The organism is Chryseobacterium gambrini, assembly GCF_027920505.1.
In the GTDB taxonomy this organism is placed as follows: domain Bacteria; phylum Bacteroidota; class Bacteroidia; order Flavobacteriales; family Weeksellaceae; genus Chryseobacterium; species Chryseobacterium gambrini.
In genome coordinates this window covers 1,009,272-1,030,708 of sequence record NZ_CP115857.1, presented here as the reverse complement: position 1 = coordinate 1,030,708, position 21,437 = coordinate 1,009,272, and the positions used below count along the sequence as shown (strand labels likewise).

The 21,437-nt window shown below is 36.0% G+C and carries 18 protein-coding genes; 13 read left to right on the top strand and 5 right to left on the bottom strand.

All coding sequences use genetic code 11. From position 1 onward, the window contains the following. The first annotated feature begins 64 nt into the window (after window positions 1-64). Complete coding sequence (locus PFY09_RS04580) at window positions 65-2,050, top strand: urocanate hydratase (protein ID WP_271161574.1); 1,986 nt, start codon at window positions 65-67, stop codon at window positions 2,048-2,050. A gap of 135 nt (window positions 2,051-2,185) precedes the next feature. On the opposite strand, the gene PFY09_RS04575 is transcribed toward PFY09_RS04580, so the two are convergent. Together PFY09_RS04575 and PFY09_RS04570 are read right to left on the bottom strand one after the other, a co-directional pair. Next, complete coding sequence (locus tag PFY09_RS04575) at window positions 2,186-3,898, bottom strand: alginate export family protein (RefSeq protein WP_271161573.1); 1,713 nt, start codon at window positions 3,896-3,898, stop codon at window positions 2,186-2,188. Window positions 3,899-3,909: 11 nt separating this feature from the next. Then, window positions 3,910-4,902 carry an SDR family NAD(P)-dependent oxidoreductase gene (locus PFY09_RS04570; protein ID WP_271161572.1) on the bottom strand — a complete coding sequence of 331 codons (993 nt, stop codon included), beginning with the start codon at window positions 4,900-4,902 and terminating at the stop codon, window positions 3,910-3,912. Between the two features lie 1,138 nt (window positions 4,903-6,040). On the opposite strand from PFY09_RS04570, the gene PFY09_RS04565 reads away from it, so the two are divergent. The 5 genes from PFY09_RS04565 to PFY09_RS04545 all read left to right on the top strand — a co-directional run bounded on the left by PFY09_RS04565 (window position 6,041) and on the right by PFY09_RS04545 (window position 9,997). Beyond that, window positions 6,041-6,967: a tetratricopeptide repeat protein gene (locus PFY09_RS04565; RefSeq protein WP_271161571.1), complete on the top strand. Its 927-nt coding sequence runs from the start codon at window positions 6,041-6,043 to the stop codon at window positions 6,965-6,967. 16 nt (window positions 6,968-6,983) lie between these two features. Continuing rightward, on the top strand, window positions 6,984-7,445 hold the full coding sequence (locus PFY09_RS04560; RefSeq protein ID WP_271161570.1) for a hypothetical protein: 462 nt from the start codon (window positions 6,984-6,986) through the stop codon (window positions 7,443-7,445). 37 nt (window positions 7,446-7,482) lie between these two features. Next, window positions 7,483-7,941, top strand: coding sequence for a hypothetical protein (locus PFY09_RS04555; RefSeq protein WP_271161569.1), 459 nt, complete (start codon window positions 7,483-7,485; stop codon window positions 7,939-7,941). A 1,010-nt stretch (window positions 7,942-8,951) separates the two neighbouring features. After that, a complete protein-coding gene (locus tag PFY09_RS04550; protein ID WP_271161568.1) occupies window positions 8,952-9,722 on the top strand; it encodes a Rossmann-fold NAD(P)-binding domain-containing protein in 771 nt (256 codons plus the stop codon). Between the two features lie 5 nt (window positions 9,723-9,727). Beyond that, a complete protein-coding gene (locus tag PFY09_RS04545; protein WP_271161567.1) occupies window positions 9,728-9,997 on the top strand; it encodes a hypothetical protein in 270 nt (89 codons plus the stop codon). Window positions 9,998-10,130: 133 nt separating this feature from the next. Here PFY09_RS04545 and PFY09_RS04540 read toward each other — a convergent pair whose 3' ends face one another. Further along, the gene (locus PFY09_RS04540; RefSeq protein WP_271161566.1) at window positions 10,131-10,631 is read right to left on the bottom strand and encodes a hypothetical protein; all 501 of its coding nucleotides are present in this window, start codon (window positions 10,629-10,631) and stop codon (window positions 10,131-10,133) included. A gap of 238 nt (window positions 10,632-10,869) precedes the next feature. Between PFY09_RS04540 and PFY09_RS04535 the strand changes: the two genes are divergently transcribed. Further along, window positions 10,870-11,565: a TonB-dependent receptor plug domain-containing protein gene (locus PFY09_RS04535; RefSeq protein ID WP_271161565.1), complete on the top strand. Its 696-nt coding sequence runs from the start codon at window positions 10,870-10,872 to the stop codon at window positions 11,563-11,565. A 1,268-nt stretch (window positions 11,566-12,833) separates the two neighbouring features. After that, window positions 12,834-14,462, top strand: coding sequence for an NADP-dependent glyceraldehyde-3-phosphate dehydrogenase (locus PFY09_RS04530; protein WP_271161564.1), 1,629 nt, complete (start codon window positions 12,834-12,836; stop codon window positions 14,460-14,462). Between the two features lie 650 nt (window positions 14,463-15,112). On the opposite strand, the gene PFY09_RS04525 is transcribed toward PFY09_RS04530, so the two are convergent. Then, the gene (locus PFY09_RS04525; RefSeq protein WP_271161563.1) at window positions 15,113-15,943 is read right to left on the bottom strand and encodes an alpha/beta fold hydrolase; all 831 of its coding nucleotides are present in this window, start codon (window positions 15,941-15,943) and stop codon (window positions 15,113-15,115) included. Between the two features lie 130 nt (window positions 15,944-16,073). On the opposite strand from PFY09_RS04525, the gene PFY09_RS04520 reads away from it, so the two are divergent. From PFY09_RS04520 to PFY09_RS04500, 5 genes are all read left to right on the top strand, one after another. Next, window positions 16,074-16,577: an RNA polymerase sigma factor gene (locus PFY09_RS04520; protein ID WP_271161562.1), complete on the top strand. Its 504-nt coding sequence runs from the start codon at window positions 16,074-16,076 to the stop codon at window positions 16,575-16,577. A 10-nt stretch (window positions 16,578-16,587) separates the two neighbouring features. Beyond that, window positions 16,588-17,406, top strand: coding sequence for a hypothetical protein (locus tag PFY09_RS04515; RefSeq protein WP_271161561.1), 819 nt, complete (start codon window positions 16,588-16,590; stop codon window positions 17,404-17,406). A gap of 96 nt (window positions 17,407-17,502) precedes the next feature. Continuing rightward, on the top strand, window positions 17,503-19,515 hold the full coding sequence (locus PFY09_RS04510) for a M4 family metallopeptidase (RefSeq protein ID WP_271161560.1): 2,013 nt from the start codon (window positions 17,503-17,505) through the stop codon (window positions 19,513-19,515). A 189-nt stretch (window positions 19,516-19,704) separates the two neighbouring features. After that, window positions 19,705-20,205, top strand: a complete 501-nt coding sequence (locus tag PFY09_RS04505) for an RNA polymerase sigma factor (RefSeq protein WP_271161559.1) — start codon at window positions 19,705-19,707, stop codon at window positions 20,203-20,205. Between the two features lie 17 nt (window positions 20,206-20,222). After that, window positions 20,223-20,819: a hypothetical protein gene (locus tag PFY09_RS04500; RefSeq protein WP_271161558.1), complete on the top strand. Its 597-nt coding sequence runs from the start codon at window positions 20,223-20,225 to the stop codon at window positions 20,817-20,819. 54 nt (window positions 20,820-20,873) lie between these two features. Here the strand turns inward: PFY09_RS04500 and PFY09_RS04495 are convergent, their stop codons facing one another. After that, window positions 20,874-21,437, bottom strand: a complete 564-nt coding sequence (locus PFY09_RS04495) for a YdcF family protein (protein WP_271161557.1) — start codon at window positions 21,435-21,437, stop codon at window positions 20,874-20,876.

Sequence of the window (21,437 nt, the reverse complement as noted above, 5' to 3'; positions counted from 1 at the left end):
CTAATTTGAATATCTTTAAAACCACAAAAATAAATCTACTAAACTAACAACGATCAACAAATACATGACATTCCAACAACAGATACAGCAGGGCATACCCAACCGTTTGCCACAGCCGAAACCTTACGAAGCCAACATCAATCATGCGCCGAAGCGTAAAGAAATTTTAGGAGAAGAAGAGAAAAAATTGGCACTGAAGAATGCTTTGCGTTATTTCGAGCCTCAGTTTCATGCTGAGTTATTACCTGAATTCAGGGAAGAACTGGAAAAATATGGAAGAATTTATATGTACCGTTTCCGTCCGGATTATGAGATGAAAGCGAGACCAATCTCTGAATATCCAGGAAAATCCGAGCAGGCAAAAGCCATCATGCTGATGATTCAGAACAATCTGGATTATGCCGTAGCGCAGCATCCTCATGAACTGATTACGTATGGTGGAAACGGGGGAGTGTTCTCCAACTGGGCGCAGTATCTTTTAACGATGAAATACCTTTCTGAAATGACGGATGAACAGACTTTGGTCATGTATTCCGGACATCCGATGGGATTGTTTCCTTCCCATAAAGATGCGCCGAGAGTAGTGGTAACCAACGGAATGATGATCCCGAATTACTCAAAACCAGACGACTGGGAAAAATTCAATGCATTGGGCGTTACACAGTACGGACAAATGACTGCGGGAAGCTATATGTACATCGGTCCGCAGGGAATTGTTCACGGAACAACCATTACGGTACTGAACGCGTTCAGAAAAATCAATAAAGATCCGAAAGGCGGACTGTTCGTGACTTCAGGATTAGGCGGAATGTCCGGCGCGCAGCCAAAAGCAGGAAATATTGCAGGCTGTGTTACCGTTTGTGCCGAAGTCAATCCAAAGATTACCAAAATCCGTCACGAGCAGAAGTGGGTGAACGAAATTCATGAAAATCTTGACGAATTAGTTGCAAGAGTTCGACAGGCGCAGGAAAATAAAGAATCTGTTTCTCTGGCATATCTGGGAAATATTGTTGAGGTTTGGGAAAAATTCGATCATGAAGATTTAAGAATCGACATCGGTTCAGACCAGACTTCGCTTCACAATCCTTGGGCGGGAGGATATTATCCTGCGGGACAGAGCTTTGAAGAATCCAATAAAATGATGGCGGAAGATCCGGAACTGTTTAAAGATAAAGTTCAGGAAAGCTTAAGGAGACATGCAGAAGCCATCAACAAACATACGGCAAAAGGAACCTATTTCTTCGATTACGGAAATGCCTTCTTACTGGAATCTTCCAGAGCCGGAGCCGATGTAATGGCGGAAAATCCTACATTGGGAAGAGAATTTAAATTCCCTTCTTATGTGCAGGATATTATGGGACCGATGTGTTTTGATTACGGTTTCGGGCCATTCCGTTGGGTTTGTACGAGCGGAAAACCGGAAGATTTACAGAAAACAGATGATATTGCGTGTGCGGTTTTAGAAGAAATTCAGCAGAATTCCCCTGAAGAAATCCAGCAGCAGATGAAAGACAATATCCAGTGGATCAAAGGAGCACAGGAAAATAATCTGGTGGTCGGTTCGCAGGCGAGAATTTTATATGCTGATGCAGAAGGAAGAATGAAAATCGCAGAAGCCTTCAACAAAGCCATTAAAAATGGAGAAATCGGACCGGTAGTTTTGGGAAGAGATCACCACGATGTTTCCGGAACAGATTCGCCGTACAGAGAAACGTCCAATATTTATGACGGTTCCAGATTTACCGCAGATATGGCAATCCACAACGTGATTGGTGACAGTTTCCGTGGGGCAACCTGGGTTTCGATTCATAACGGAGGCGGAGTAGGATGGGGAGAGGTCATCAACGGCGGCTTCGGAATGTTGCTGGACGGAAGCGATGACGCCGACAGAAGACTAAAATCCATGTTGTTCTGGGACGTGAACAACGGAATCTCAAGAAGAAGCTGGGCAAGAAATGAAGGTGCTGTTTTCGCCATCAAAAGAGCCATGGAAATGGAACCGAATCTGAAAGTAACGCTTCCTAATTTTGTGGATGAAAATCTTTTTTAAAGAATCATAACAATGGGGTAAGAAACAACGGATTGATCCCTTATAGATTGTTTCGCTTTTACGTTACTGACAGAATATAATAAAACCTGCGTTACAGCAGGTTTTATTATATAATATGATTTTGCATACTGCAATCTAAAGAGAATATCTGAAGAAAAGCATTGCGCTGAACCATGGACGGGTATTATTTCCCAAGGTATTCTTAGTACCCGCTCCCGGTATTGTATAGGCTAAATGTCCGTGCCAGTACCAATGTCTGGAAGAAAAATACTTCACCGTAATATTTATTTCAGTAGCATATTCTTTTTGCGGCATATAACTCAACGCCGGATTTCCTCCTATATTATTGTTTTTTGCGGCATACATATATAAAAACTGAGGTACAAGTTCCATTTTAGGGAAGGGGCGAATATTTCCCTGCAGCTGATGAACAATTAGATTGCTGTTTTGAACGATTTTGAAATGATTGGCACCAATCACCCATTCCTCTCCGGTACCTCCGGAAAGAAGAGGATCCCAACGCTCATAAGTCTCAGTATTCGGATTGTCTCCTGAAAAGTATGCATACCTGTATTTTAAAGCTGATGCTTTTTTACTGTTTTTAAAATTCCAGCCAATTTCTGAATACCCCGCAAAGGCAGACATCTTGAAATTAGTATTTCTTTCATAAGCAACTTCTGCTTTGTAAAACAATCCTCCTATGTTGGGAAGCGAGTTAGAATAATATCTCAGGTTGAACAGCTGGAGTCCTTTTCTTCCAAAAACATTACCCGTAGGTGTATAGTAACTGAAAGAAGATTGAGGAACTCCCAATGCCATGAATCCGATCTGGTGCGCATATGCGTCTCCCCACTCAAGATTTAGTCCCTGAATCTTCGTTCTGGAATCAACAGCAGGCAATTCATCAGGATTAAGTCGAAAAAATTGTAAGAGCCAGTTGTTATATTTTACGGAGGCTAATCCCAGATAATCTGCTGCCCATCTTGGATTGAGCTGCAGAGCAGCACGATTGTCACCATTAGATGCCGTATTTTTAATGATGAAGCCATTTCCCACAGAAAATTTTTGCCGCCCTACAGAAAGATTGTAAGCAAATCTGTTTCCGCCGGAATATTCCTTGGTTCCTAAAAGACCAATAAAAGCATCATCAAAAGCGCCATATCCACGTGTTTTATCAGTAAAAAGCTCTCTTCCTGCCGAACCGCTGATCAAATAGCTTGCACCACCATAAAGATACAGGTTATGTTTCGTGGATAAGGCTGTAATACCGTATAATCCTGCGGAAGCCCAGCCTTCGAGCCAGCCGCTGAATCCTTTACCCGAAGGATTTTTTGCCAGAGGATTTCCATTAAGCATCGTATCATCTCTTCCGTACCATGCGTTGTTATTAGTATAGAGCATTTCAGCCAGTGCAAATTTAGAAGTGAGTAAAGATTTATTATCCTGATACATTACAGGAAAATCCTTTCCTCCGGTCAGCAATCCGCTTTTTTCGTTGTGCTGTTGTACTTTATCACTAATCACAACGGTGAGTGTAATATCGATACCTCCGATTGGTGACGGAATAATTTCATAGTGAGCATCTGCTACTTGTTCCAGTTTTCTCACTTTATTCAGATAAGCATCAAGAAGCAAGTTACGTACGGTGGTTTGGGGAAATACAGGGAATGCCCGTTTCACAGTCTGCTCCAGATTTTTTTCCAACAGAGAATCTGCGAGTTTATTTTGAAAAACAAAGATTACATTCGTTATAGGCTCTTCTTCATAAAAAGCACTGCCCACCTGAGCATATGTGCTTTTTGCAGAAAAAAAAAACAGAAGCAGAAAAATAATTTTAATAGTTTTCATGGTAATAACTCTTAGTAAGCTGTCCAGCCGCCGTCAGTAGGATAAAGAGCACCTGTAAGATTGGATGCTTCGTCGGAAAGCAGAAACAGGATAACCGATGCCTGCTCCCAGACTGTAGCCATGCGGTGTTTAGAATCATTCATCATGAGTAAGCTTTCTGTCTTTGCGCCACCCATACCTTTTATTCCACGTTTTTTAACTTCTTTTACAAAGTCAAATGCCTTGTTGGTCATGGGTGTTGCTGTTGCTGCCATATTTACAGAGTTAACACGAATGCCGTAAGGAGCATAATCAATAGCTGCACTTCGTGTAAGCCCGTTTACTGCGTGTTTACTCGCTACATATGCAGGATTTCCCGCTAATCCGGTTAATCCTGCAATAGATCCTACTGTTACTATTGCACCTCCTTTACCCTGTAAAAGGAGCTGTCTGACTACAGCCCGCATCGATTTGAATGTTCCTGTAGCATTAACTTCCATTACATTGTCCCAGTATTTATCTGAGGCTGCATCTACCGAATTGGGAAGCAGCTCTTTTTGTTTGTCATAGTCGAAAGGATCTCCTGAAAAAGTACCATCCATTACTCCCGCATTTAACAGGGCAATATCAATCTTCCCGAATTTTTTTACTCCTTCTGCAACTAGCTTATTGCAATCGTCTGTACTTCTTATATCTGTTTTTATAAATAATGCCTTACCTCCCTCTTTCCGGATGTATTGGGCAGTTGCTTCTCCCTGTTGTGCCAGCCAGTCTCCAATTACCACCGCAGCTCCTTCACGCGCTGCACGTATGGCGGCAGCACGTCCAATTCCTCTTGCACCACCGGTTACAAGCAAAACACGTCCGTTCAGTCTGCCTTTGGAGAAATAATTAGAGTCTATGGGGACAATGTCATTTTTATTGAATTCAATATTTTTCTGAGCACACAGCGGCTCAAAAATTCCTGCTAACAGTATAAATAAAACAGGAAGCAGTACAATCTTAATTTTGCATGATGTTTTCATAGGCTTTCGTTTTTTAAATTTAAAAAATAAGTACTTACAATGCTTTTTTAATATTAAATTATGAATGCAGTGTTTAGAATTTATCCTTCCTAAATTTACGAATAATGTGTAAAATAACGTGTATTATAATCATTTATTTCTAAAATAAACTGATTTCTGTACTAGGATTTATGAAATATGAACTTAAGCCAAAGCGTAAAGTCTTTAAGACCAACGCCTGTCATTCAGAATAAAATTTTGCGAAGCATTATGCAATGAAGAATCTCTTAAAATGCAATTGTTTTAGATTTTTCGGCTCCACTTCGTTGCGCTCAAAATGACAGTGTTGCAGATTAAATGAAAGAGTTTTTAAACACATCAGTCACATAAGATTTTAAATAACTTCTATGCTTTTATATCAGATCACATTAGTCTATGAAAATCTTTGATTTTCTTCTTATGTGATCTTCTAAATATTTAACTAAACTTATGTGACTAATGTGTTATATTTTAAAGCAGTAAAACTGTCATTCAGAATGAAATTTTGCGCAGCATTATAGAATGAAGAATCTCTTAAAATGCAATTGTTTTAGATTTTTCGGCTCCACTTCGTTGCGCTTAAAATGACAGTGTCACACATTAAAAGTAAGAGTTTTTAAACACTTAAGTCACATAAGATTTTAAATAATATAAGCTTTATATTAGAGCACATTAGTTTATGAAAATCTTTGATTTTCTACTTATGTGATCTTTTAAATACTTCATTAAACTAAACTTATGTGACTAATGTGTTATATTTTAAAGCAGTAAAACTGTCATTCAGAATGAAATTTTGCGAAGCAATATGCAATGAAGAATCTCTTAGTATGAAGTAATTTGAGATTTTTCGACTCCACTTCGTTGCGCTCAAAATGACAGTGTTGCAGATTAAATGAAAAAGTTTTTAAACACATCAGTCACATAAGATTTTAAATAATTTCTAAGCTTTATATCAGAACACATTAGTCTATGAAAATCTTTGATTTTCTTCTTATGTGATCTTTTAATATTTGGGTGGAATAATTGGACTTATTTGATTATTAAAATTAATTTTATGCTGCAGGTTTTGTATCTTTTGCGAATAAAAACTTTTTTAAACCAATAACCATAGAAATCGTATATGAGGAAATATTTTTTTAGTGTATTGTTCGGGGTTTTATTTTCTGTTCCCGCATTCGGATGCCTGAACGGAGAAACACTGCATCTCGAAGACGGAACCATTCTCTATGAAGACTATGAAGGATATGTTCCTTATGGTCATTCTTTTACCAATACCGAAGAGCTTAATAAAATACTGTTATCGTTGGAAAAGGGCTACATGGAAACAGGAAAACTGAATTACCTTTCAGATAAAGGACTGATCCTGATTATTCAGGGAAAATATAAGGAAGCCATTGAACTTTACAAAAAGATTGAAAAAGCGGAACCCAACCGATATTCTACCGCTTCCAATATCGGTACCGCTTATGAACTGATCGGGAATAATGCCGAAGCGCTGCGCTGGATTGAAAAAGCAGTAAAAATAAACCCCAATTCTCACTACGGTTCCGAATGGATTCACATCAATATTCTGAAAGCCAAAATGAAAGGCGGAAAGTTGATCAATTCCAGATTTTTAATCGGAAATGATTTTGGAAATGGAAAATTTCCTGAATCGGAAAGAGGTAATGGGGAACTTTTTGTTTTAAGAAAGCAATTGTATTACCAACTTAATGAGAGGGTTTCTTTTGTAAAACCGAAGGATAAAATCGTAGCACAGCTTTTATTTGATCTCGGGAATATTTCTTACCTGATGCAGGAAAAAGAAGAAGCCGCAGAAACTTATAAAATGGCAAAAGAGTACGGTTTTAATAAGCCTGTTCTGGAAGAAAGACTGGCTTTGTATACGCCGCCGGTAATCGATCATGTACAAAAGAAAGCGATTAAGGAAATTACATTTCAGACCAAACCCATACGAAGAACCGAACTGATCAGTTCCTGTATAGCAATCGCGTATCTGCTCTTTTCGGGAGTGATTGTTTTTGTATTCAGAAAGAAAATTTTTTAATCTCAACTTGTTTTTTATGAATAAAATATTTTACATTTTTCTATTTCTGGCTCTGGTTTCCTGTAAAAAAGATCATGAGGTGAAAAAGGACGAATGGGATTATCTAAACAGCAGTTTTAATAACAAAGAAAACCTGAGCGATCTTACGATGCACTGTATGTATGATCTGTTTTCTGTAAAAAGGATCAATGATTCATTGTTCTACATCAGGCTTGATGAATTTCAGGGATGGAAAAAAGATTACAGAGTCTATGAAGATACCGTAAAATTAAGCGAGAATAAAAAGATTACAGATTCATTGGGCAACCAGAAAAAACAGATCTTAAGATTTTCGAACAACCATGATGTAGATCTTGAAATTGATATTCATAAAATTGCATTGCATTTCGACTCGGTTTCTCTCTACGAATATAACGGAAGAGTAAGCATCAATAACAAAAAGCTTCGGTATACCTGCAAAGATTTATTTGTAAAGTAAAAATTGTTTTTCATCAGGAAAATGATATTTTTGAAGGATGAAATTATTCACGATAAAGCAAATTTTATCTTCTTGTCAGATTTTAGATGAAGCAGGGAATATCGTTGCGGAAAGGCTGGCTAATTTTGTTTTCTCAACTAATGAAAGGCTGAAAATCAAAGATCAAATATACAGGATTAAATATTCAGGTTTTTTTTGGGAGAAAACTGAATACTTTGATGAAAAGGGAAACGTTGTCGTAATGATTGATCGCGTAAACCAAAGAATATTTCATTATCAGGATCAATATACCGAAATATATTTCTACAGATCAAAGGGTTTTATCAACATAACTGTTTCTTTATACCGTTTTCAGGATGATGCTTTAATGATGATATTCAGCTTCAGAAATTCTTTTTTTAAACAAAAGCCGAAGATCGAAACAGCAGATGATTTCAACAATCCATTGCTTTTAACCGTATTTTTTCATCACAATCTCAGAGAATCTGAAGATTAATTTGATGGCAATTTTTTTTGAAATGAATTTTTAGATAACAATCGTTTTAAATTTAACCACGAAAGCCATAAAGGAAATCTGTCATTCAGAATGAAATTTTGCGAAGCAATATGCAATGAAGAATCTCTTAGAAAATAACAGCTTTAAAGACTAAATACACGTAATTTTTTAACCACAAAAGGCGCAAAAGATTTTGATGTTTTATTAAAGTTAACAAGCGTAAGAATAAAAGAACACAACAGTTTTTAAAAATCTCTGATTTTTATGCTTTTGAGGACTTCAATTATTCTGAAACTTGGCTTTGTCATTGTCTTTTGTGCCTTTTGCGGTTAAATCATTCTGTCATTCAGAATGGAATTTTGCGAAGCATTATGAAATGAAGAATCTCTTAAAACGCTGTGATTTTAGATTTTTCGACTTCACTTTGTTTCGCTCAAAATGACAGTGTCACACATTAAAAGTAAGAGTTTTTAAACACTTAAGGCACATAAGATTTTAAATAAATTAAGCTTTAGATCAGAACACATTAGTCTATGAAAATCTTTGATTTTCTTCTTATGTGAACTTCTAATTATTTTATTAAACTAAACTTATGTGACTTAAGTGTTATATTTTAAAACAGTAAAACTGTCATTCAGAAAGGAATTTTGCGAAGCAATATGCAATGAAGAATCTCTTATTATGAAGTAATTTGAGATTTTTCGACTCCACTTCGTTCCGCTCAAAATGACAGCTTTGCAGGTTGAAAAGTTTTTAAACACTTAAGTCACATAAGATTTTAAAATAATTTAAGCTTTAGATCAGAACACATTAGTTTATGAAAATCTTTGATTTTCTTGCGCCTAAGATAAGATCTGAGACGAATAAAAATATTGCATCCTTGCGTTTTCCAAAAAGAATATTTTATCTATAAAAAAGTTGAAATTTTGATGATTATACTTAGCTTACTTTTTACAATTTTCAGCGCTGAAAAACCATAATAAAATTGTAATTTTCGGCAAATAAAAAATATGAAGAAACTCGGGATCATTGGCTGTGGCTGGTTGGGAAATCATTTGGCGGAGCATCTGTCTAAAAACTATGAAATTTTTGCGACCACTACAACAGAATCAAAACTGGATATTCTGAAATCTAAAGGATATCATGCGGATCTGGTAAAATTTCCAGATGAAATTGATGCTTACATGAAACCGTGGAAAACAGCTTCTGAACTGGGCGCCATTATTGTTGCCGTTCCTTTTTCGGGACTTAGAGGCTCCAGAATTCCGATGACGGGAAAAAGAGAAAACCTGCTTCGTTTTATAGGAGATTTTAACCGTCAGATTTTTTATACAAGTTCCACAGGCGTTTATCCGGATATTGAAAAAGAATTTACAGAGGATGATCTTCCGGCAGCGGAAGTGGAAAGCGAAAGCTTTATGCTGGAGAAATTCCCTCAGACCAATATTCTGAGACTGGGCGGTTTAATGGGTGGTGAAAGACTGCTGAAAAACTATAATATCTCTCATCTGGATCAGTTGGTGAATCATATTCATTACGCAGATATCTGTTCGGTTGTTGAAAAAATGTTAGACCAGAAATCTCAGGCTAAAGTTTATAATATTGTTGCGCCGATTCATCCCAACAAAGAAGAAGTCATCAACTCGCAGAAAAATCTGGCTTATGAAGGGGAGAGGAGAACAATGGGAAGAATAATTTCCCCTGCAAAATTAATAGAAGAGCTGAATTTTGAATTTCAATATCCCGATCCGAGATATTTTCACCTGAATGTAAATAATTAATGAAAATGATGACTGTTTTATCTTGCGGACCTATTTTTGAGCCTTTAATGGGGGCGCTGTTTTCTACGGTTAGCTGTATTGGAATTCTGATATTTTTAGCGGTTCGTTTCTTTAAAGGCGAAACTTATACCCTGTTGAAAAATTCAGGAACCGCGAACAAAACCTTCAGTATTATTCTGTATGGTGCAGCAGGAATTGTAGTGACGGCTTTTGTCTGGTTTATTCTCACCTTTATGTTTACGGCACTTGTTTTCTGGTATACCAAGAATTTTTAGAGCTTTAAATTTTAAAGTAAAAATATACTTCTACAAGCTCAGTATGACTTCTCCGGTACAGACTGTTATTTTCAACGGTGTAACACTGAGCCTGTAGAAGGTTTATGATAAAATAATTGACAGGCAATTTATTCTATCTGTTCATCAATATGTTTTCAATCGATTCTAAAATTTCTTTTTCAATATTTTCTTCGGTAATTGTTTCCAGAGTATATTTCTGCTCTTTGAAAGCGGCGGTTCCGGTTCCGTTCTGGAAGATGGTGTCCTGATGAATTCCGATGCGTTTTAGATTTTTATCGGCAACGAACATGATGTGCGGAAATTTATCATTCGCATAAAAATTAGATTCTACATTTCTGGAAATCTGAAGTTTCATATGGGTTTGTGAATTAACGCCCAAACCGTTTTTATTTTCTTCATTAAAAGTTACTTTACAGCCAAATCCGTTTTCTCTCAGCATCCTTCTGAATTCCTGCATTTTGGGTTCGATGAGGTTTTTACTCAGCGTTCTGAACTCTTCAATAAACATATCTTCCTCACTTTTCTTCTTGGCAAGACTTTCCTGCAGTTTTTGTTCTTCCGTTTTTAAATTGGAAAACAGAGAATTGAGCCGTTCTATATTTTCTTCCTTCATGGTAATTAAAAATCAATAAATAATTGTCCTGTTTTTAAGTTCCGAAATATCGTAAAATTTTTTGAGTAGATTGATATGTTACATTCAAACTTAAATTATTATCCCCATCTTTTTGTTACTCATAACTTCGTTAAACCTTCGGTTTGCTATTAATGAAAATTTTGATCCGGTTTAAAAAAAATCATTCCCTTTTCCAACCTTTTCATCAAACCATGCATCTTTATAAGAAAAGATCAGTATGAAAATCACGATACCAAAACCATGTCACGAAAACTGGGAAATGATGACACCCGAAGACAAAGGACGATTTTGCGCTGTCTGTTCAAAGACGGTGAGAGATTTTACGAACGCTTCGGATGAAGAAATCATCAATGCTTTTTCTAACACATCAGAAAATATCTGTGGAAATTTCAACGAATCTCAACTCGACAGAGATCTGCAGTATTCTTACCTCAATTCACTGCTTACCAAATTCGCAGTAGGCTTTGTTTTTACAACAGCGGGCTTTGTCGCACTGAATGCGCAGAAGAAAATGGTTAATGATTCTGTAAAAGCGGAAATGATAGATGAGGTTATTCTCACAGGATTTACTACTAAGAAAGAATGTAAACAAATGGTTACAGGTATTACAACAGTAACTTCTGAAGAACATCCGGCTGAAAAATCTGCAGCTCAATTAAGAGGAATGACTTCTGGTGTAAAGATAAGTGATACAATTCATTCGGACAGGCTGATTCTCGGAGGAATTCATTCCGTTAAAATTGATGATTACAGACCTTTGTACGTTCTGAACGGAAAAATTATCAGCGAAAAAAAGTTCAATAAATTGAACCCAAAATCCATAAAATCGATGAATGTTTTAAAGGGAGCTTCAGCAACTGCAATTTATGGTGAGAAAGGAAAAAACGGAGTTATTCTGGTAAAGACGAAATGATTTTTTCAATGTAAATAATTTTTTAATGTAATAGCAAAAAGGACTATACTAATCAAAAATTTTTAATTGATATGGCTGTCATTTTGAGCCCAACGAAGTGAAGCCGAAAAATCTAAAGCAACTGCATTTTAATAGATTCTTCATTGCATAATGCTTCGCAAAATTCCATTCAGAATGACAGTTTTACTTTTTTAAAATTATAACACATTAGTCACATAAGTTTAGTTTAATGAAATATTTAGTAGATCACATGAGAAGAAAATCTAAGATTTTCACAAGCTAATGTGCTCTGATCTAAAGCTTAAATTATTTAAAATCTTATGTGACTAATGTGTTTAAAAACTTTTATATTTCAATCTGCAACACTGTCATTTTGAGCGCAACGAAGTGGAGCCGAAAAATCTCAAATAACTCCATTTTAAGAGATTCTACATAGCATAATGCTTCGCAAAATTCCTTTCAGAATGACAGTTTTACTTTTTTAAAATATAACACATTAGTCACATAAGTTTAGTTTAATGAAGTATTTAAAAGATCACATAAGTAGAAAATCAAAGATTTTCATAAACTAATGTGCTCTAATATAAAGCTTATATTATTTAAAATCTTATGTGACTTAAGTGTTTAAAAACTCTTACTTTTAATGTGTGACACTGTCATTTTAAGCGCAACGAAGTGGAGCCGAAAAATCTAAAATTATCCTATTTATAAGAGATTCTTCATTGCATATTGCTACGCAAAATTTCATTCTGCATGACAGGATTTTTAAATATAACACTTAAGTCACATAAGTTTAGTTTAATAAAATAATTAGAAGTTCACATAAGAAGAAAATCGAAGATTTTCATAAACTAATGTGTTCTAATATAATGCTTAATTTATTTAAAATCTTATGTGACTTAAGTGTTAAAAACTCTTCAACCTGCAAGGCTGTCATTTTGAGCGAAACGAAGTGGAGCCGAAAAATCTAAAAATAACTGCATCTTAATAGATTCTTCATTGCATAATGCTTTGCGAAATTTCATTCTGAATGACAGAGCAATTTTATTATTTTAAATATAACACATTAGTCACATGAGTTTTTATTTTCAATACTTGAAGATCACAGAAGAAGAAAATGATAGATTTTCGTAATCTAGAAGCGGAATGTTAATTTTTGTTTTAAATAGAGGAAATCTATTACGAAGGTCTTTTTAAAATCGATTTTTAGGTCTACCTTTAGTATAGACAAATTTTAACCTTATCATTATTAAAAAAATAAAAGATTTATGAGTTCAGCAAACAGCCCGTTATTTCATGAAATATTCAAATCCGAAAACGAAATTCCCGAAGCATATAAAGTTCCCGAAATTCATCAGCGTGAATATCTTCTCAACGGAGAACTGGTGAAATGGAATGGCGATGTGCAGAATATTTATTCTCCGGTCTGCATTCCTACAGAAAATGGTCTGGAGAGAAAACTGTTGGGAAGCATCCCGAATATCGGTCCCGATGAAGCCATGAAAGTTTTGGATGCCTGCGTAAAAGCATACGACAACGGACTTGGAGAGTGGCCAACAATGTCTGTGGAAGGAAGAATAAAATGTATGCAGAGATTTGTATACTTAATGATTCAGCAGAGAGATCTTGTGATCAGATTGCTGATGTGGGAGATTGGGAAAACATTGGCAGATTCTACGAAAGAATTCGACAGAACGGTGGATTACATCAACCAGACGATTGATGCACTGAAAGATCTGGACAGAGAATCTTCCCGTTTTCAGCAGGCGGAAGGAACAATTGCCCAAATCAGAAGAGCTCCGCTTGGTGTGGTGTTAAGCATGGGACCTTTCAATTATCCTTTAAATGAAATCTTCACGACGCTTATTCCGGCGTTGATTATGGGAAATACCATTCTGTTTAAACTTCCAAAACATGGTGTTTTAGCACATTACCCTTTATTAAATGCTTTTAAAGAAGCTTTCCCGAAAGGAACGGTAAATACGTTGTACGGAAAAGGTTCTGAAATTATTACGCCGATTATGGAAAGCGGAAAGGTGAATGTTCTTGCATTCATCGGATCGAGTAAAGTAGCGAACGGACTGAAAAAACTGCATCCGAAAGTTAATCGTTTAAGAGCAATTTTAAGTTTAGATGCTAAGAATGCGGCTATTGTTACAAAACACGCCAATCTGGATGTTGCGGTGAGTGAATGTATTTTGGGATCTCTTTCTTTCAACGGACAGAGATGCACCGCTTTAAAATTAATTTTCGTTCAGAAAGAGGTGGCAGAAGAGTTTACCCGCAAATTAACGGAAGCTGTTTCGGCAATGAAACCGGGACTTCCATGGGAAAAGGATGTGAAAATTACTCCGCTTCCGGAAGTGAACAAGCCTTCTTACCTGAAAGAGTGTATCGATGATGCGCTGTCGAAAGGTGCTAAAGTTTTAAATGAAAACGGTGGTTTTACAGAAGAATCTTTTGTTTTTCCGGCAGTGGTTTTTCCGGTAAATCATGAAATGAAGCTGTATCATGAAGAGCAGTTCGGTCCTGTAATTCCGGTGGTTCCTTTTGATGATATCGAGGAACCCATCGATTATCAGGTTCATGCAGATCACGGAATGCAGGTGAGTATTTTCAGTGAAGATGCGATGGAAGTTTCCAGATTAATCGATCCTTTTGTGAATCTGGTAAGCCGAGTGAATATCAATTGTCAGGCCCAGCGCGGACCGGATGTTTTCCCGTTCACCGGAAGAAAAGACAGTGCAGAAGGAACGCTTTCTGTTTTTGATGCGCTTCGTTCGTTTTCAATCCGCTCTCTGGTTGCTGCAAAAGTTACAGATTCCAATAAAAATCTACTGAACACGATTGTAAGAGATCATGATTCTAATTTCCTGAGTACGGATTATATTTTTTAATCACTGATCTTTTAACCTGATTTTGAAACTTATTAAACTTTTTTTGACTGCAAAGTCACAAGTTAACAAGCGTAAAAGTTTTTGTTTAAACACATAAGCCACATAAGATTTTATAATAATTTCTAAACTTTAGATCAGAACACATTAGTCTATGAAAATCTTTGATTTTCTTCTCATGTGATCTTTTAGGCATTTATTTAAAATAATCTTATGTGACTAATGTGTTAAACTTTAAAATATCAAAAAAATCTGTCATTCTGAATAGAGTTTTAAAGTGTATAGTGGAAATGAAATCTTTTAACTTGAAGTGATTTTAGATTTTTTCGACTTTATTTTGTTGTGCTCAAAGACGACAACTTTTACAGATTAATAAGAGTTTAATTAACCAAACAGTTACAAATGATTTTGATGCTTTATTAAAGTTAACAAGAGTAATAAGAAAAAAGCACAATAGTTTTTAAAAAATCTCTGATTTTTATTCTTTTGAGCGTCTTCATTACTCTAAAATTGAGCTTTGTCATTATCTTTTGTGCCTTTTGGGGTTTAATTTGAAATTAGTTAAATAACGACCATAAAATAAAATCCGCAATCTGAAAGGACTGCGGATTATTTGATTAGTAAAAATCAAAAACATATATTTGGAAGAAAAGTTATTTTTCCGTTAAAAATCTGCTGATAATGCTGTTTAAATCATCTGAGTGGGTTACATTTAAGCCGTGAGGCGCACCTTCAATGATAACAAATTCATTATCGGCAATTCCCTGTGCAGCCTGTTTTCCCGCAGTATCGATTGGAACAATATTATCCGAGTCTCCATGAACAATCAGTGTTCTTACATTGACGTTGGCTAACTCGGGACGGAAATCTGTGTTTGCCCAGCTTTCAGCACATTTTATGGTGGCAATAGGATTGGCAAAAGAAGCAATTGCCCAGTCGAAATCTAGTTGTTTCTGGCTCACAGGCTTTGAAAGCATTCCGAAATTATAAAAATCTTTGTGGAAAGATTCAAGGAAAGTGATTCGGTCTGTTTTCAGCGCATTCATGATCTCGTCCAGTTTTTCCTGAGGAACTCCGTCAGGATTGTCTTCTTTCTGTTTTACAATCGGAATGATGGATGAGATTAGAGCGACTTTGTCTACATTTTCTGAACCGTAATTCGTTAAATAACGCACGACTTCTCCACCTCCCATAGAGAATCCGAAGAGGATAACATTTTTAAGGTCTAACTGTGAGATGATTTCATGAAGATCTTTTGCCAGTCCGTCATAATCGTATCCGTCATAAGTTGGTGAAGATTTTCCGAAACCTTTTCTGTCGTATGCGATCACGCGATATCCTAAATTTAAAAGCACCGGAATCTGCATTTCCCACGATTTCCCGCTTAACGGCCATCCGTGGATTAAAATAATGGGTTGTCCGGATCCGAAATCTTCATAGTAAAGCTGGACGTTCTGATCGTCCTGTTTTGTAATGTAAGGCATATTTATATTTTTGGTGTGATTCAGGAATTCCAAATATTAAGCCATAAATAATAATGTGGTATGTAAAAATTTAAAATAATTATTGTAACAAAATGCAGTATTTCCTACTAACTGAAGCATAGCCTAAAAAATGTCTTTACTGGAAAAGGAATTCTTAGAGAAAATTGAAAAGCATAAAGGCGTGATTTTCAAGATCTCGAAGATGTACATGGATAATCCCGACGATCAGAATGATCTCTATCAGGAGATCATCTATCAGGCGTGGAAATCCTACAGCGATTTTCAGAAAAAAAGTGAATTTTCCACATGGCTGTACAGAACCGCCCTTAATACCGCCATTGTCTTTCTCCGAAGCGAAAAAAAACGTAGTTTTATACAGAATCAGAGTATAGAAAATCTTCGTGTTCAGCAGGATTCTTATAATGATGCAGAGGATAGGAATATGAAAATGATGTATGAAGCGATCCATCAGCTCAGTCCTATTGACAAAGCGTTGATTTTTTTCTATCTGGAAGATTTTCCGGGTAAGGAGATTGCAAAGCAACTGGGAATAACGGAGGTAAATGCAAGAGTAAAGCTGAACCGGGCGAAAACAAAACTGAAAGAAATTATCGAAAAACAAACGGATCTCTAAACTATAAGGTATGAAATTAGAAAATTTTAAAGAACTCTGGGAAAAAGATCATCAGGAGCTTCCGGAAATTTCTTTGGAAAAGCAGAACGAAATACATTCGCCACTGGAAATGATCAGAATCAACATGAAAACTGAATTCTGGCTGATGATTCTCACGCTTCCTATGCTTTTAATAGGATTTCCTTTTGCAACGGAAGATTTTAATGTAAAGACAATTTCGATATTAGTCGCTGTTCTTACGTTAGGGATTATCATCTATTTTTATTCAAGATTCATTAAGCTGTATAAAATGCTGAAAAAGACAAGTATTAATACCAATTATGATCTTTTCAACCTCAAAACACAACTTTTGGTTTCTAAGGAAATTTATATTTCATACTACATCTCTTATATTCCTTTAGCGTTTGTTTCTTCTCTTGAGCAGATTGATTTTCAGTTTAATATAGATTACCATTTTGCTGTTTTTGTCGTCAGTTTTTTGATCGCCATTTTTGTTTTGTTTATTTTAATAAAGTACTGGATCTATTATATGTACGGAAAATACATTGAAGATGTTGTATGTCTTGTGGATGAACTTAATGGCGTTGAAGTAGAAATCAAACAAAGAAAGAACAGAGATAAAACGTGGTTTGAACGTTCCCAGAAATATTTCATCAAAAAATTCGGAATTAAAGGAAATATCCTGAACACAGTATTGTGGTTTGCTTCCGCTTATGTTTTCATTATTTTATTTTTAACGATTGTCTTATTGGCGGTTATTCTAATCGGCGCAAAGCTTGATTTCATCGACTTGCATATCCTTCAAAAAGCCTTAAACAAAGGGAATTAAAAAATAAATATTCTTAATTTAATAGAATTGCTGTCTTTTTTGTAACAAACTTTATCTTTTCCTACTAACTGTCAGATTTAATCAAAAAAGAATAATATGAAAAAGACAGTTACAATTGTTAAAGCATTGATTTTTTCATTTGCTATCGGTATTGCACCGCCTTCTTTGGTAAAGGCTCAGAAAAAAGAACGTACAGAGCTTTCTGTGAAAAATTTTCCTAAGCGTATTACTACTTCATCAATGGGAAATTTCAGTGCTGATTTCAGCGGGCAGAATATTCCTTCGGATTATCTTATTAATCATTTAGGAGAGTGGCTGGGAAGTAATGGAGATCATTCTTTTTCACTGGTAAAAACTGCTACGGATGAATTGGGAATTAAACATTCATCTTTTCAGCATTATTATAAAAATGTAAAGGTTGCAGATGAATTAATTCTGGTTCACGAGAAAAACGGGATTCTTACTTTTGTAAACGGAGAATTTACAGATAATATAGATTTACAGATCTCACAGCCGCTTACGAAATCCGAGACAGAAAATATCGTAAGTAATGATATGAAGGCTCCGAATCTCTCCTTTACCGATTTTGAGCAGGTTATCACAAAAGTAAATTCTGCTAAAGGGGTAAAGCTATATTTTGCATCTCAGATTAATGCACTTTCCCTGAAGGCTCTGAAGAGTTATTTGTACTATGTAGATAATGCAACCAAGCAGGTTGTTAAAAAGTTAGAAAAGATTCATCAGCACAATAATGAAATCATAAACATCGCAAAACCTTTTGCAGATACTTCTTCTACAAGTGCCACTTTCTATAAGGGAAATCAGCAGATAACTGTGGATTCTTACAGCGGATCTTACCGATTGAAAGATAATGCGAGAAATATCCATACTTTGAACGGTACCAACTGGGACGGAAACGGAAATACTGCAACCGGTGAGCTTACAGGTGCGATTACTGAATATACGAGTACAACACCTAACTTCACGACAGCAGATACAAAACCTCCTGTTGAAGTTCACTGGGCAATGGCAAAGGCTCATGATTACTATGTGAGCAGACATAACAGGAATTCTTATGATGGCAACGGATCCATTGTAAGAAATTATTACAATATCAATTTTGCAAGTGCAGGACAACCTGCGAACGGAGTAAATGCTGCCGCAATCGATACACAGGGGATTGTAGCGATGGTTTATGGAAACGGCGTTTATCAGGGTTTATCAGGATATTTTAGCCCGTTTGTGGGAATAGATGTTGCAGGTCATGAATACTCTCATTTAATGGTGAGCCGAACAGCAAATCTTGCTTATCAGGGCGAATCAGGAGCTTTAAACGAATCTTTTGCAGATATATTTGGAGCATCAATAGAATTTTATTCTAATATCAGTCCGAACTGGACGATTGGTGAGGGGATTCCGAACCCGGCTCTGGGCTTTACATTTTTAAGAAGCATGTCGAATCCGAACTCGGGTCCTGCAGCATTGGGGTCGCAGCAACCGGATACTTATCAGGGAACTTATTGGGTAGATCCCACAAGTGCTACGGATAATGGGGGAGTTCATACAAACAGCGGGGTAGGAAACTATTGGTTTTATCTTTTATCAGCAGGAGGTTCCGGAACAAATGATATTGGAAATGCATTTAACGTAACAGGAATTACGATCCAAAAAGCCGAAAAAATAGCGTACCGAACACTTGCGAACTATCTTACTGCAAACAGCCAGTTTATAGATGCTTATACAGCCAGTAAACAGGCGGTTACAGATCTTTATGGAGCAACAGGTAACGAGCAGCAGCAAAACGTGAAAGCATGGTATGCAGTAGGCATTGGCAATGGGCTTCTTTCGACCAATGAAGTTAAAAATAATTTAGAGAGTCAATTTAATGTTTATCCAAATCCTGTTAAAAACGGAGTGTTCACCATTGAAAATACTAAGAATGATGCAACCTTCGAAATTTATGATGTTTCAGGAAAACTGGTAAAACAGGATGAAAAATTATATAAAGGAACCAATAAAATTAATATTTCTGGGTTCCAAAAAGGAATTTACATCATTAAAATTAGTGTAAATGGTACTGCTGTTTCTAAAAAGATAGTAGTAGAATAAGTTTTCAGCATCAAAAAAAACACAATGAATGCCCGGCGGAATATTTCTGCCGGGTTTTTTGTTAAAAAAAATCTTTAAATGTTCTGTGTTACCCTGCAACTAGAATTCTACGAAATGTTTAAACAGATTTAAATAAAAAAACTGTAACATTTTTCTGAAGGGCAAACTAATTCTATAGAGCGTAAAATTATGACCTCATTAGAACACGAATTTTTAAGAGAAATAGAAAAACATAAAGGAATCATTTTTAAGATTTCTAAAATGTACATGGACGAAAAAGAAGACCGCGATGATCTTTTTCAGGAGATCACCTTTCAGGTATGGAAAGCGTATCCCAAATTTAAAGGAGAAAGCGAATTTTCGACCTGGCTGTACAGAATTGCCCTGAATACAGCCATTATTTTCCTTAAAAACGAAAAAAGAAGGAGTTTTATAGGAAATGAAGATTTTTCGGAATATAAAATTATTCAGGAAGAATTTGATCATGAAAAAGAAGAAAAACTGAATGCTATGTATAAAGCCATTCATCAGTTGAATCCTATTGACAAAGCTTTTATTTTCTATTATCTCGAAGATTTTTCCGGAAAGCAGATTGCCGAACAGATGGGGATTTCCGAAGGAAATGTAAGGGTAAAAATGAACCGCGCCAAAAACAAGCTGAAAGATATCTTAAACGCAAATACACAATAACATTTAAATCAAACATCATGAATATAGACGACCTTAAAAATACATGGAATGAAGATCATTCTTTCGACGGGACTCCTGAAATAAGCATTGAGCAGAAAAACAGAATCCATCTTCCGCTGGAAAAAATCCGTAAAAATATGCGGATGGAATTTTGGTCTACCGTGGCAATTTTCGTTTTTGCTTTTGCCTTAATTGCAGTATGTGCAGGATCTTTTAAGTTTAAATTTTACATCACAATTCTTATAGGATCTATGGTTTTTGTAACGTTTTTCTTTTACAGTCAGTTTTTTAAGCTGTATAAAAATATGAGCGAGACGATGATGAAGACCTATGACAGTCTGCAGGATCTTTTGCATCAGTTTAACCTGAATAAGCAATACTACCTGTCTTTTTATCTTGCTTTTGTCCCGTTTTTAGTCTGCGAACTTATTATCGTTCTGGAGTTTATACCGAGACCGGTTCCTTTATCGGATACACAGATTGCCATTACGCTGATTTCTACCATGATTATCACGATGCCTTTGCTGCTTTTACTGGGAAAACTTTGGTTTAATGTGTTCTACGGAAAATATATCAAGCAGATTGAAACGCTTTTCTCTGAACTGAAAAAATAGGTTTCTGGGTTTTCTTGGTTTTCGGCGGCGAAGCCGCCGAAAACCAAGAAATCTTTACTGCGTATAATAAGCCGGAAATTCACGCAAAATCGAATACAGATCCCGCCATTCAAAATAAGCAGGACTTGCTGAACTTACATTTTCAAAACCTTGATCTTCAAATAGTTTTTTGGTTCGGGTAACATGGAAATATTGGGAAACAACGATAATGCTTTTAAAATGTAATTTGGGTTCAAGTTTAAGCGTATTTTCAACGGTTAATCTTGTGTTATCTCCTTTATTATCAACAATAATTACAGAATCAGGAATTCCTTTGCTAAGGAGAAACTCTTTCATTTTATCCCCTTCGTAAAATCCTTCCTTTCCCAATCCGCCACTCACCAGAATCTTTTGGATTCTGTGTTGCTGATACAACGCAATTCCGGTTTCCAGACGTTTTTCAAGCCTTGTTGATAAAGTCCCGTCTTCATTCACTTTATTTCCCAGAATAACGGCAAGATCGGCACGTTTTCCCTGATCAGAAAGACCATCGGTAACAATATAAATGGAGTGAATGACGAACCATAAAAACAGAGCCGCAATGATGATTTTTGAAATTTTAAAAATACTTTTTGACAT

Bases quoted from the DNA above. Each gene is read 5' to 3' on its own strand.
- PFY09_RS04580 (WP_271161574.1), top strand. From the start codon at position 65: ATGACATTCCAACAACAGATACAGCAGGGCATACCCAACCGTTTGCCA.
- PFY09_RS04575 (WP_271161573.1), bottom strand. From the start codon at position 3,898: ATGAAAACTATTAAAATTATTTTTCTGCTTCTGTTTTTTTTTTCTGCA.
- PFY09_RS04570 (WP_271161572.1), bottom strand. From the start codon at position 4,902: ATGAAAACATCATGCAAAATTAAGATTGTACTGCTTCCTGTTTTATTT.
- PFY09_RS04565 (WP_271161571.1), top strand. From the start codon at position 6,041: ATGAGGAAATATTTTTTTAGTGTATTGTTCGGGGTTTTATTTTCTGTT.
- PFY09_RS04560 (WP_271161570.1), top strand. From the start codon at position 6,984: ATGAATAAAATATTTTACATTTTTCTATTTCTGGCTCTGGTTTCCTGT.
- PFY09_RS04555 (WP_271161569.1), top strand. From the start codon at position 7,483: ATGAAATTATTCACGATAAAGCAAATTTTATCTTCTTGTCAGATTTTA.
- PFY09_RS04550 (WP_271161568.1), top strand. From the start codon at position 8,952: ATGAAGAAACTCGGGATCATTGGCTGTGGCTGGTTGGGAAATCATTTG.
- PFY09_RS04545 (WP_271161567.1), top strand. From the start codon at position 9,728: ATGATGACTGTTTTATCTTGCGGACCTATTTTTGAGCCTTTAATGGGG.
- PFY09_RS04540 (WP_271161566.1), bottom strand. From the start codon at position 10,631: ATGAAGGAAGAAAATATAGAACGGCTCAATTCTCTGTTTTCCAATTTA.
- PFY09_RS04535 (WP_271161565.1), top strand. From the start codon at position 10,870: ATGAAAATCACGATACCAAAACCATGTCACGAAAACTGGGAAATGATG.
- PFY09_RS04530 (WP_271161564.1), top strand. From the start codon at position 12,834: ATGAGTTCAGCAAACAGCCCGTTATTTCATGAAATATTCAAATCCGAA.
- PFY09_RS04525 (WP_271161563.1), bottom strand. From the start codon at position 15,943: ATGCCTTACATTACAAAACAGGACGATCAGAACGTCCAGCTTTACTAT.
- PFY09_RS04520 (WP_271161562.1), top strand. From the start codon at position 16,074: ATGTCTTTACTGGAAAAGGAATTCTTAGAGAAAATTGAAAAGCATAAA.
- PFY09_RS04515 (WP_271161561.1), top strand. From the start codon at position 16,588: ATGAAATTAGAAAATTTTAAAGAACTCTGGGAAAAAGATCATCAGGAG.
- PFY09_RS04510 (WP_271161560.1), top strand. From the start codon at position 17,503: ATGAAAAAGACAGTTACAATTGTTAAAGCATTGATTTTTTCATTTGCT.
- PFY09_RS04505 (WP_271161559.1), top strand. From the start codon at position 19,705: ATGACCTCATTAGAACACGAATTTTTAAGAGAAATAGAAAAACATAAA.
- PFY09_RS04500 (WP_271161558.1), top strand. From the start codon at position 20,223: ATGAATATAGACGACCTTAAAAATACATGGAATGAAGATCATTCTTTC.
- PFY09_RS04495 (WP_271161557.1), bottom strand. From the start codon at position 21,437: ATGTCAAAAAGTATTTTTAAAATTTCAAAAATCATCATTGCGGCTCTG.